This window comes from Arthrobacter oryzae, from assembly GCF_037911235.1.
Classification (GTDB): domain Bacteria; phylum Actinomycetota; class Actinomycetes; order Actinomycetales; family Micrococcaceae; genus Arthrobacter; species Arthrobacter oryzae_E.
Genome location: NZ_JBBLYW010000071.1, coordinates 154,709 through 167,084 on the forward strand (window position 1 = coordinate 154,709; position 12,376 = coordinate 167,084).

Annotated in this window: 10 protein-coding genes; 6 read left to right on the top strand and 4 right to left on the bottom strand. The window is 64.5% G+C overall.

The genetic code is table 11. The features are described from left to right. Positions 1–2: 2 nt before the first annotated feature. The 4 genes from WMN78_RS20800 to WMN78_RS20815 all read right to left on the bottom strand — a co-directional run bounded on the left by WMN78_RS20800 (position 3) and on the right by WMN78_RS20815 (position 3,431). Positions 3–320 carry a hypothetical protein gene (locus WMN78_RS20800; protein ID WP_340535639.1) on the bottom strand — a complete coding sequence of 106 codons (318 nt, stop codon included), beginning with the start codon at positions 318–320 and terminating at the stop codon, positions 3–5. 91 nt (positions 321–411) lie between these two features. After that, positions 412–1,563, bottom strand: coding sequence for a GGDEF domain-containing protein (locus tag WMN78_RS20805; RefSeq protein WP_340535640.1), 1,152 nt, complete (start codon positions 1,561–1,563; stop codon positions 412–414). 81 nt (positions 1,564–1,644) lie between these two features. Beyond that, the gene (locus WMN78_RS20810) at positions 1,645–2,271 is read right to left on the bottom strand and encodes a response regulator transcription factor (protein WP_340535641.1); all 627 of its coding nucleotides are present in this window, start codon (positions 2,269–2,271) and stop codon (positions 1,645–1,647) included. After that, positions 2,268–3,431 (bottom strand): sensor histidine kinase, encoded by a 1,164-nt coding sequence (locus WMN78_RS20815; protein WP_340535642.1) that lies wholly within the window; start codon positions 3,429–3,431, stop codon positions 2,268–2,270. The genes WMN78_RS20810 and WMN78_RS20815 overlap by 4 nt, the downstream gene beginning before the upstream one ends. Before the next feature lie 229 nt (positions 3,432–3,660). Between WMN78_RS20815 and WMN78_RS20820 the strand changes: the two genes are divergently transcribed. The 6 genes from WMN78_RS20820 to WMN78_RS20845 all read left to right on the top strand — a co-directional run bounded on the left by WMN78_RS20820 (position 3,661) and on the right by WMN78_RS20845 (position 12,372). Next, positions 3,661–4,260: a heme-binding protein gene (locus WMN78_RS20820; protein WP_340535643.1), complete on the top strand. Its 600-nt coding sequence runs from the start codon at positions 3,661–3,663 to the stop codon at positions 4,258–4,260. Positions 4,261–4,456: 196 nt separating this feature from the next. After that, a complete protein-coding gene (locus tag WMN78_RS20825; RefSeq protein ID WP_340535644.1) occupies positions 4,457–6,385 on the top strand; it encodes a hydantoinase/oxoprolinase family protein in 1,929 nt (642 codons plus the stop codon). Between the two features lie 52 nt (positions 6,386–6,437). Next, complete coding sequence (locus tag WMN78_RS20830) at positions 6,438–6,878, top strand: acetone carboxylase subunit gamma (protein WP_340535645.1); 441 nt, start codon at positions 6,438–6,440, stop codon at positions 6,876–6,878. 27 nt (positions 6,879–6,905) lie between these two features. Next, positions 6,906–9,032, top strand: coding sequence for a hydantoinase/oxoprolinase family protein (locus WMN78_RS20835; protein WP_340535646.1), 2,127 nt, complete (start codon positions 6,906–6,908; stop codon positions 9,030–9,032). 64 nt (positions 9,033–9,096) lie between these two features. Further along, positions 9,097–11,427 carry a hydantoinase B/oxoprolinase family protein gene (locus WMN78_RS20840; protein ID WP_340535647.1) on the top strand — a complete coding sequence of 777 codons (2,331 nt, stop codon included), beginning with the start codon at positions 9,097–9,099 and terminating at the stop codon, positions 11,425–11,427. 123 nt (positions 11,428–11,550) lie between these two features. Continuing rightward, the gene (locus tag WMN78_RS20845; protein WP_340535648.1) at positions 11,551–12,372 is read left to right on the top strand and encodes a hypothetical protein; all 822 of its coding nucleotides are present in this window, start codon (positions 11,551–11,553) and stop codon (positions 12,370–12,372) included. Positions 12,373–12,376 lie beyond the last annotated feature (4 nt).

Below are 12,376 nucleotides of genomic sequence, written 5' to 3' on the forward strand. Positions count from 1 at the left end.
TCCTAGCCGTTGTCCGCACTTTCTCCGGTGTCCTCCCACATAACATCCAGATTGTGGAAGATCACGGGTCCGTCGCACAGCGCCGCCATCTTGGCCGCGAATTCCGACGTTTCCGGACGGTCGGAATTCTCCATCGCCGAGTCAAAGGAATCGAAGTCGACGATGGTGAAATAGGTCCCCGGCCGGTCCCTGTCCGCCGTCGCAACAATGCGGCGGAACGTGGGCGGAGTGCTTCCCTCGGTTCTTGAGGGACGGCCCAGCTCTTCGATCTCCTTGATGCGGGAGGTCTTGAATTCCATGATCTGCACAAACCCGGCCATGACGGCTCCTCGACGGCGGTGGACGCTGATGCGGATCACCCTAGACCCGGCGGCGGGCGGCGCAAAGGGGAGAAATGCCCTACTTTGGGGCCTACGGCGCGCGGACTCCACGGACGGTGCGGTTGCGGCCCAGGGATTTGGCCCGGTAGAGGGCGGCATCCGCCGTCGCGATCAGCTCATCAAGGCCGGACGTTCCGCGGTCAATGGGCGCGATGCCGTAACTGACGGTGGGCATCCGGGACCCGTCCGGACCGCGGACAGCCTTCAGATGCCGGTTGATTTCCTTCGTAATGGCCTCGGCCCGGTCCGGACTTACGCCCGGCAGCAGGAAAATGAACTCCTCGCCGCCGTACCGGCCCACGAGGTCGGTTGACCGGACAGTACCGTTGCACGCGGCGGCGAACGACTGCAGTGCTGCGTCCCCCGCAGCGTGGCCGTAGGTATCGTTGACTGCCTTGAAATGATCCAGGTCGGCCAGGACCAGGGAGCCCAGTGCACGGGTGTGCCGCAGCCGCTCCAGCTCACCTGAGGCAAGGTCCAGGAAGGCGGCCCTGTTGAGCAGCCCTGTGAGGCCGTCCTGGGTTGCCACGGCCCGGAGTGCGCGCGTCTGCTGTTCGCTGCTGAGGGCGGCCATGCTGAAGGAGACCACCACCAGCAGCACCATGGTGACCAGGGTGGTGACGGCAGAGCCGAAGTACGTGACAAAGACAGGGCCGTCCGGACCCTCAGCAACGTAAACGATCAAGCGGCAGAGGTAGTAGAACGAGAAGAACGCAGCGGCGATGGCCAACGGGATCCGCACCCGTGAGTAGCCCGGCTCCAGCCGCCAGAGTTCGCGCGATGCCAGGCCCAGCATCAGGCCCATCAGGGCAAGGAAGACCGCGCCTCCGGCCCAGATGTTCGTGCCGGGGTTCTCCAGGGCCGAGGACACTGTGACCACGGCCGGTCCCGCCGCCAACTGCCAGGAACTAGGCCGCGATGCCCGCAACGACCGGGCGCCGGCCCAGACGCAGGCTCCGCCGGCAACCAGCATGCAGTTCCCCAGCGGATTGGCCCATACCTGGTGCGGCGTCCCGTTGAGGAGATAAGCCGCGGAACCGGCCAGGAAAAGCGTCAGGGCCACGCACCACCAGGCGCTGTAGGCGGACCGCGTACTCCGGAACGAGGCAAAGTAGAACAGCAATGCCAACGTGAACGCGACAATGGCGAAGGCAACCCTGAGGGTTAGCGTGTCGAGTTGCATTCAGTCCCCCCGGTTCGCAACCAAGCGAGGCCCCGGACCGAACTCCGACCGGGACCATACGCAGACTTAGTATCGCATCCGCTAGCGCATCCCCTCGCGCCGGATTGCCGTGGCGATCGCCGCGGCCCGGGTTTCCACGCCGAGCTTGGCGTAGATGTGGGCCAGGTGAGTCTTCACCGTGGCCTCGGAGATAAACAGCCGCTGGCCGAGCTCCCGGTTGCTGAGTCCCTCGATGAGCAGGCTCAGCAATTCCGCCTCGCGCGGAGTGAGGACCTCGTCCGGGTTCCGCAACTGCTGGAAGAGGCGCGACGCCACCGGTGCGCTCATCACGCTTTTGCCCTGGACCGCGCCCCGGATCGCGGCGAAAATCTCCTCAGGCGCCGCGTCCTTCAGCAGGTAGCCCATGGCTCCGGCGTCCACGGCCCGGACGATGTCCGCATCCGAGTCGTAGGTGGTGAACACGAGCACGGCCTGCTTGGCGTTGCGCCGGCGCAGCTGTTTGATGGCCTCGATTCCGTCCATACCGGCACCCATGGCCAGGTCCATCACCACCACCGCGGGGCTGTGCTGCTCCGCCAGGGCCAGGCCGTCCTCTCCGGAGGCCGCCTCAGCCACCACCTCGATGTCCGGCTGCGTTCCCAACAGTGCCTTGAGTCCGCTGCGGACCACCAGGTGGTCATCCACCAGCAGCACGGTAATTCGGTTCATTGGTGGTCCTCCCCGGTGGGCAGCTGCGCGGCCACGATCGTCCCTTCCCCGGGGGCGCTTTCCACCGAAAACACACCGCCCAGCTGCTCCACCCTCTGGCGCATGGCCCGGAGTCCGTAGCCTCCGGCGTCCGACGGCGGCGCCAGCGCCTGCGGGTCGAAACCGGCGCCGTCGTCGTACACGTCCAGGGTGACGGCGCCCGGCAGAAATCCCAGCGTCACCGTCGCGTTCGCCGCCGCAGCGTGCAGCTTCGTGTTCGCCGCCGCGCTCTGGACCACGCGTAGCAGGGCGTGCCGGACATCTGCCGGGACGGAGCGAGGCTCGCCGGTGACCAGCAGTCGCATACCCGGTATGTACTGGGATGCCGCGTGCAGGAGGGCATCCGACAGGGGTGCGGTGTCCAGCCCGGGGGAGGCGAGTTCGTGGACGAGGCTCCGGGTGTCTGCAAGGTTCCGGCGAAGCATCCCGCTGGCGGTGCGGACGTCCTCCCGCGCGGCCGGGCTGGGCCACGACCTGTTCGCGGCTTCCAGCAGGAGCAGGCTGCTGGCCAGGCCCTGCGTCACGGTGTCATGGATTTCGCGGGACACCCGCTCGCGTTCCTCGACGGTGCCGGCCCGGCGCTCGCTGGCCGCCAGCCGTCCCTGGGCCAGCGAGACCTCGGCATGGAGGCGGCGCTGCTCCGAGGCGTCCTGCTCGATCCGGTCGTAAATCAGCGTCAGCATGACGCCCACGGCGAGGGGTCCCAGGAGCATGGCAATATCGCTGCCGCCGCTGAGCCGGAACAATCCGACGGCGGTGGCTGCCGCCGTCGCGCCTCCCGCCAGGTACGCCACCCAGCCGGTGAAGGCCGTCCGGCACAGGAAGAACAGCGCAAACGAGCACCACGCGAAGCTGGGCGCAGCGACCACCAGCACCGCCCACAACGCCACCAGGACGAACATCCATACGGCCCACGGCCGTCGGCGCTGCGAAAGCACGGCGATCACGGCATAAAGCGAACACACCGCGGCGGCCAGCGCCAGCACCCACAGGTTGTCTGCGGGGCTGTGGCGCATCACGTACCGCACCGCCGACGCCACCAGCAGCACGGCAAAACCAAGATGGACGACGGCGTCAATGCGGCCCAATGGTGTCCGAGGGGCTGGCGGTAAGGAGGGCATGGGGGTCCGGTTCCGGTGGAGGGGTTTTATCCACCATGCTAGGGCCCGCGCCGTTGCTGGTCTCTCAGCCTTTTGGCTGATACCTCCAGCCCGATGGGGGAGGCTGCGGCAGACCAATGCCCGATGCCCGGCCGGGTCCCCGGCCGGAAGGATGGATTTGAGGCCCGGGACGTGGCTCCGGGCGGTCCCGGGGCACGTCCCGGAAAAACCCGTATCCAAGGAGAACCCCATGAAGAAGTCCAACAAGATCGCCGCCGCTGCTGCCGCAGGAGCACTGCTTCTGACCGGAGGGCTGACCGCTGCGGCCAACGCCGGTACCTCAACTGCTGCCCCTGCACCCGTGGCCGTCGCCGCCGCAAAGCCCGCGGCCGTGCCCGCCGTCGATGTCCAGCCGGCGCCCGAAACAGTGGTGGCGCAGAACCGGATCAGCGTGGGTGCCTCAGCGGACGCCGTCAAGGCTGCCCTCGCCAAGTGCCAGGCCGACAAGCTGCCGTTCGTCACGGTGGCCCTGGTGGACAGGTTCGGCACCGTCCAGGCACTCCTCCGCGGCGACAACGCAGCCGAGCACACCATTGAGGCGGCGCAACAGAAGGCCTACACCGCCGCCGCGTTCGGCACGCCCACCAGCGAGCTCGCCAAGCGCGTCAACGGGAACGGCCCCAGCATTGCGGACCTCCCCGGCACGCTCTTCCTGGCCGGCGGCGTCCCGCTCAAGGTCAACGGGGTGTCCGTGGCCGGCATCGGCGTGGGCGGCGCCCCGGACGGCGCCCTGGACGAAGCCTGCGCAACCGCCGGAGCCGAGGCCATCGCCGCTGGCTCCGCGAAGTAGGCTCTCGCCGCAAACCACCCCACCACCCACCCGGGTGGCCGTCCAGGCCCCGAATAGTCCACCCGGTCAGGTGGTTGCGGGCCACTCCGGCTGCTGAGCCACACTGAGGTCAGTCCTCAATGTGGCTTGGATCACAGTCGCATGTTGAGGAATACGCCGCTGGTGTCACCGCGCCTCAACATACAAAGGAGTATCAATGGAACGGCTCATTAACATCGACAACGGTGGGACGCTGACCGATATTTGTGTCTGGGACGGTGAGAATTTTTCGTTCACGAAGACTCTCACCACACCCTTTGACCTCTCCCAGTGTCTCTTCGACGGCATGGCCAAAGCTTCCAAGGAAATCTTCGGCGAAGAGGATCTCCCCGGGCTTCTGCACTCAACCCGCCACATCCGGTACTCCACCACCCAGGGAACCAATGCCCTCGTGGAACGCAAGGGTCCCAGGATTGGCATCCTCACAGACGGCCCCACGCTGGCTGGCGAGCTCCGCAACGGCGAGGCGGCAGCTGAGCTGTTTGCAGACCTCGTCGGCACGCGGGTGGCAGTCATCAACGCTGAACAGGACGTGGAGGAGCTCTCCCAGGAAATCGTCAAGCATGTCAACCGCCTGACCACCGACGGCGCCGCGCGGCTTGTCATCGCCATGGCGGACCGCACCAAGGAGAAGGCCGTCAAAGGCGTTCTGCTCCGGAAGTTCCCCCGCCATCTGCTGGGCTCGGTTCCCATGTTGTTCTCCTGGGAATTTACGCCCGACACCGTCCAGGCCCGCCGGGTGTGGTCCGGAATCATCAACTCCTTCCTGCATCCCACCATGGAGCGTTTCCTCTACAGCACCGAGCACCGGCTGCGGGACCACAAGGTCAAAAACCCGCTCCTCATCTACCGCAATGACGGGGCGTCGTCACGCGTGGCCAAGTCCGTCGCGTTGAAGACCTACTCTTCCGGCCCCCGCGGCGGGCTGGAAGGAACGAAGGCCCTCTCGGAGGCCTACGGACTCGCGCACGTCCTCATGATCGATGTCGGCGGCACCACCACGGACGTCGGCTCCGTCAAGAACTCGACCATCTCGACGCACCGCAGGGGCTCCATTCAGGGAGTTCCGGTGTCATTTGAGATGAGTAACGTCCACTCCAGCGGCGTGGGAGGCAGTTCCGTCATCGCCGTTCGCAACGGCGTCATCACCGTCGGCCCCGAGAGCGTCGGAGCTGCACCGGGCCCTGCTTGTTTTGGTTTTGGGGGCAAGCAGGCCACTATCACGGACGTAAATCTGCTACTCGGCGTGCTCGATCCGGACACCTACCTCGATGGAGGCTTCAGTCTTGACGCGGATCGCTCCCGCGCCGTAATCACCGAAGTCATCGCAGAACCTTTGGGAATCACCCTGAACGACGCCCTGATTCGGATGGAGGCCGCATACTTCGAACGCATGTCGTGGTCCTTTGCGGCCGACGTCGAGGATGCGGACGCCACAACGGTTGCCGCGTTCGGCGGTGCGGGCCCCATGAGCGCCTGCGGCGCGGCACGGATCGCCGGCGTTCGCCGTGTCCTGGTGCCCAAGATGGCCGCGGTCTTCTCAGCCTTCGGAATCGGCTTTTCCGACATTGCGCAGACCTATGAGGCGAATGTCGCGGGAATGGACGCGCAAAACTTCGGCGCAGCCAAGGCGATGCTGCTGGCCCGGGCTGCGCGGGACATGTTCCAGGAGGGCCACGAAATTGACGAATGCCGGCTCGAATGGAACGTGGTCCTGGAAGACGCCGAAGGCCAGCTGGTTTCCGAGCTGCCGTACCTGGCTTCCGATCCGCAGCCCGGCGCCAGCGAACACAACTCCATGCTGACCCTGACCGCCCGGTACGAACTGCCGCACGCATCGATCAAGCGGGCCGAATCAGTGGCGAAGACGCCCGCCGTCGCCGGCTCCACCCGAAAGGTCCGTTCCGCCGTGGACAAGGTGGACGAGGTTCAGGTCTTCGAACTGGACAACCAAACGGCCGGGGCCTCGGCGGCGGGCCCCGCAATCGTCGAAGGCCCCTACTTCACGGCCCGCGTGCCGCATGGCTGGGTCTTCGATGTAACGGTCTCCGGTGACCTCATGCTCACAGACACTCTCCAGAAGTGACCCCACACCCCCATCAGCAAGAAAACAGGTGAGACACGTTATGCGAATTCCAATGACGGAATATCTGATCATCGATCTCGACACCGAGCGGTGGAACTGCAAGGTATGCGACCAGGACCTCGGCGACGCCAGAGGCAACTACAAGGAGGGGACCCTGGTCTACGACCGGGACCCCACCGAAATCCACCAGTCGATCCTGGACCCGGAGAAGTACGAATTCACGTTCGCCCCGGACCCCACGTTCTGCCGGATCCTCGAGTTCTACTGCCCGGGGTGCGGAACGCAGCTGGAAACGGAGTACGTACCGCCGGGACACCCGCCCACAGTGGACATGCTGTGGGACATCGACTCGCTCCGCGAAACCTGGATCAAGCGGGGCACCAAACCTGAGGTCGTCATCAACTACGGACCCGGCGAAGAGGCGGTTGCCGATTTCAGCCCGGCCCTCGGCTCATACAACACCCACAACCATTCCCCCCATTCGTTCAGCTAGTACTTGGAATAAAGGAGACCACTGGTCATGAAACGAATCTCCGTCGACATCGGCGGCACATTTACCGACTGTTTCTTTGCCTGGGACGACCAGTACGTTGAAGCAAAGGCGCTCACAACGCACCACAACCTGGCCCAAGGCTTCAATGAAGCACTCGATCTCGCCTGCTCACGCGCCGGATTGGACCGGGACCTCGTCCTGAAGGAAGTCGATTCCGTACGCTATGCCACCACCCTCGGCACCAACGCCCTGATCGAAGGCAAAGGCCCGCGTGTGGGGGCGCTGGTCACCCACGGCTTCGAGGACACCATCCCGCTGTCCCGCGGCCGTGGCTACGGCGAAGGGCTGGACCCTTCCAAACAGCAGAACATGCCTGATGCCACCCGTCCTGATCCGCTCGTGCCCCGCGCCCTGATCCGGTCGGTGAAGGAGCGAATCAACTCGGCCGGCAAGGTGGTCGTTTCGCTGATGGAAGATGATGTCCGCACCCAGGTGCGCGAACTCGTGGATGCCGGAGCGGAAGCGATCGTGGTCTCCCTGGTCAACTCGACCGAAAACCCGGTCCATGAGCAGCAGATCCTGGAGATCATCCTGGACGAGTACCCGGCCCACGAGCTCGGGGCCATCCCCGTCCTGTTGGGAAGCCAGGTGTCGGGCCGAAAAGGCGAGTACGTCCGTGCGACGTCCACGATCGTGGATGCGTTCCTACACGAGATCATGTTCCACGCGCTGGGGCAGCTGTCCAACAACCTGCGTTCGTCCGGTTACGACAAGCCCATGCTTGTGATCCACAACTCAGGCGGCATGGCGCAGTCCAACTCCACGGATGCCCTGCAGACCATCCACTCCGGACCCATCGCCGGCGTGGGCGCTGCCCAGCACCTGGCTGACAGCACCGGTCTGGGCAACGTGATTTCGACGGACATGGGAGGCACGTCCTTCGACATCGGCCTGGTCCCGGAAGGCGGCGTCAAGCACTACGACTTCCAGCCGACCATCGGCCGCTGGCTGGTATCCGTTCCCATGATCCACCTGTTGACGCTGGGTGCGGGAGGCGGCTCGATTGCCAGTTATGACCGCATCCACCACGCCGTACAGATCGGGCCGGAATCGGCAGGCTCGGATCCGGGCCCGGCCTGCTACGACCGCGGCGGCCTCCGCCCGACAGTCACGGACGCCGACCTGGTCCTGGGGTACCTGGATCCGGACAACTACGCCAACGGCTACATCAAGCTGAACAAGAAGCGTTCCGTCTACGCCATCGACGAGGTTCTCGGCGATGAGCTGAACATGGACACCATCCAGGTTGCCAAGATCGTCAAGAATGCTGTCGACGAACAGATGGCGATCGGGATGGCGAAGGAGCTGCGGGTCCGGGGATACCTTCCGGAAGACTTCACCATGCTGGCCTATGGCGGCAACGGCCCCCTGCACGCGTGCGGGATTGCCGACCACGCCGGCATCCGCAGGATCCTTGCACCGCCCTTTTCGTCGGTATTCTCGGCCTGCGGCGCCGGCAACATGAAACCCCTCCACATCCATGAGCGCGGCTCCCACGTGGTGCTTTACAACCCCACGGACCGCAGCCTTTACAAGAGCTACGACGAACTGAACAACGTCATCCAGGAGCTGGAAGCCAAGGGCAAGGAAGACCTGATCCGCCAGGGGTACGACGCCGCCGACATCCGCTACAGCCTCGAAATGGACATGCGCTACGGCAACCAGCTGGTGACCACGGCCGTCGTTTTCGACATCAACCGTGTGAACGGCGTCGCGGACGTGCTGCACCTGATCAGGACGTTCTCGGATATCTATGGCAAGCGCTACGGTGCCGGCAGCCAGGCTCCCGAGGCCGGCATCCGGGCCCAGACCGTGAGGGTGTCGTCCTATGTGGACGGGGACGTCGTCAAATTTGATTCCATCGACTCCGGACATGACAGGACCATGCCCAGCCCGGTCGGCACCCGCCAGGTCCACTTCGTGAAGATCGACGGAGCCGTGGATACCCCGGTGTACGACGCCGAGGCCCTCCACCACCAGCACGTCATCCACGGCCCGGCCATCGTCACCACGGAAAACACCACATATCTGGTGGAACCGGGATGGCGCCTGGAACCGACATCGCAGGGAGCCGTGTGGTTCCTCAAAGACTGATCCCGTGCCTCACGGATCCACATCCAGACCTTCCAGCTCATCCCATTGAAGGAGCTCGACAGCAATGACGCTTACAGCAAATGAAACCAGCACGACCGGCCCAGCCGAAGAAGGTTCCCAGCCGCTGACTGCCCAGGAGCAGCAGTGGGTGGACCAGTTTATGGACGAAACGACCCTCTTCCTCGGCCCGGACCCGGCCATCATGCGAAGCCACCAGATTACGTCCCGCTCCGCCTACGAGGACGAGTGCATCTCCAAGGGCGTGGACCCCATCAAAGTGGACCGCATCCGCAAGCGCCTTGCCGGCGCCCTGGATGAGGGCTACGAAATGTGCGAGGCCATGGGTGCCGCTCCGGGCGCCAAATGGGGGGACCTGACGACGGCGATCTACACCGCCGAAGGGGACGTCACGTACCTGTCCTGCCACGGCGTGATCGCGTTCTCGGCGATCCTGCATCACCCGATCCGCTACATCATGAAGTACTGGAAGGACGAGCCGACGGTGGGGATCAACCCCGGCGACGGATTCATCCACAATGATGCCCGGTACGGAAACGTCCACAACACGGACCAGTCCATGATCATGCCGATCTTCCGCGAGGGGAAGATCATCGCCTGGGTCGCCGCGACCATTCACGAAGGCGAGAACGGGGCCTGCGAGCCAGGCGGAATGCCGTCAGGCTCCGAAACCCCGTTCGACGACGGACTCCGGATGTCCCCGTTCAAGATCGTTGAAAAGGGCGATCTGCGCCGGGACCTGCTGACGTTCCTGCAGCACTCGGTCCGCGACCCCAAGCTGCAACTGGCCGACCTCAAGGTCAAGATCGGTGCCGTCCAGCGCATCCAGGAACGCGTCGACAGCATCATCGACGAGGTGGGAGTGGAGACCTTCGTCGCCGCCCTGCGGGTCACCGTTGAAGACGTGGAGCAGGAAGTCAAGCGCCGCATCAGTGAACTGCCGGACGGGACCGTGTCCTTCAACCAGTTCATGGACTCCACGCTCAAGGAGAACATCCTGATCAAGTTCGCCTGCAAGGTGACGGTCAAGGGTGACAAAATGACGGTGGACCTGAGGGGGACCGGACCGGAAATCCTCAACCGGGCCATCAACTCCCCGCTGTGCTCGGTCAAGTCGATGATGATGCAGGCGATCCTGGCGTTCTGGTGGCCGGACCTGCCACGGTGTACCTCGGCGATGTCGCCCATCGACATCATCTCGGATGAACACACCTGGGCCGACGCTGGTTACGATGCCCCCATGGGGCAGTCGCTGCAGGCGTCGTTCCGGGGATTCTCTGCCCTGCAGACAGCCTTTGCCAAGATGCAGTTCTCCAATCCGGAGAAGTTCTCCAATGTCCTGGCTCCGTGGTTCAACCAGATCAACACCTTCCTGTGGGGAGGCCTGACCCAGCACGGCGACCAGGTGGGAAACCTGTGTGCCGACCTCAACGGCATGGGCGGCGGTGCCAAGGCATTCCGCGACGGCGAAGACGCCGTCTCACCGCTGTTCTGTGCCATGGCTGACACCGCTGAACAGGAAGTCATGGAAGAGGAAGTTCCTTTCATGCAGCTGGTCAGCAAGCGGATCGTCCGCGACAACCAGGGCTTCGGCAAGAACAGCGGTGGCATGGGCTACGAGATGATCGTCGCCGCCGAGGGAACCCCGATGTGGGGATTCATGACCGTTACCTCAGGGTCAAAGTTCTCGTCCGTCACGGGAATGTTCGGCGGCTACGGCTGCAGCACCACACCGCTGGCGATGGTCAAGGGCATCAACATCTACGACGTGATCCGCAAGGATTCCAGCAAGTTCGATCTGTCCATGGAACGGATCATGAACGAGCAGCCCTACGAGGGCGGTAAGTACACCACTTCCCATATGGGGCTGCAGTTCGACGTCGCCAAGGACGGCGAGATGTACATGATCGCCCAGGGCTCCGGCGGGGGCTACGGCGACGTACTGGAACGTGATCCGGAAGCGGTGGCCAAGGACCTGGAACTCGGCCGCATTTCACCGAAGGTCGCCACCAGCATCTACGGCGTCGTCTGGGATCCCGAAACCTTCGTGGTGGACCAGGAGGCAACTACCCGGTTGCGCCACGACTCACGGCAGGCACGGATCGCCCGCGGCAAGCCCTACAAGGAGTTCCTCGAGGGCTATGTGAAGACCGAGCCCCCCAAGGACCTGCTCTACTACGGGTCATGGGGCGACGACACGGAGGAGCTCACCGCCACCCACTTCACCAACAACGGACCGGAACGGGTCAAAGCGACCATCGACAAGCTGCCGCTGATCATGCTTCCGGACCGCAGGGAAGTCAAGATCAGCGCACTGGAGGATCGAATCCGCGAGCTCGAAACTAAGCATGGGGAAGTCGTCCACCGTAAGTCCTAGCCCGTCACGGTACGTCCCCGCCTGGGCGCAGCAACTCAAGAAGCCTTCAGCGCCGCATCCTCCCAACCCAGGACGGTGCGGCGCTGAAGGCCGTTATAAAACCCAAGTTTGGAGAAAGACGTCATGACCACTTCCACTGCCACCACCCTCGCCAACGTTGTTGCCTCCCCTCCGTCGGGGCGCCCGAAAGCTGTGGTGTTCGACCACCACGAGTACGCGGCTTCCGTCATTCTTCGCGGCAGGCCCGTTCCCTGGGACAACGCCACTGCATACGCGGCTTCCTTCGCCCAGGCACAGGGGCTGCTCCGGCCGGACGTGGCGCTCCTGGACCTGAACCGGCTGTACGGTCATCTGACCACCGGTAACGCCCGGCTCGAGACCGCCATGGCGGCCAGATCCCGGACGGGTTTCGCGCTGAGGACTTTGCTGGGAGACGAGGACCTGAACCGTGCGGTGCTGGACTTCGTTACCGTGTTCGCCAAGACAGCCCGCCAGCCTGTGGTGCTGCGCTTCAAGTCGCCGATGGCGTGGCTCATGGAAACGCACCACTTCTCGGGCTCGGACGACACCAGCGGCCTCGACGCCGACAATGCCGAGAATGCCTCCATGTATGTCAGCGACTGGTTGCGGGCGTTCGCGGGGCTGCCCGTCGCGGGACTCTTGCTGGACAACCGAACGCCTGCCGGCGCCTCCCGCGGCGTGCACGTTCCGCTGGAGGCCTACACTCCGATTGCCAATCTGGCCGGCAACTACCGCTGGACACTGGGGCAGCTCGACGACGACCAGGCGCGCCTGAAAGGGGACGCTGCGGTTGGCGCCTATATTCCTGCAGGGTTCTGGCTGGAACCGGACGTGGAACTCCCTGCCGGGGACTTCTACCTTGCCGACATCCCCAGCGCCGCTTCGCCGGAGTGCGTACTGGCCAGGCTGGAAACCCTGGGGTGACTGC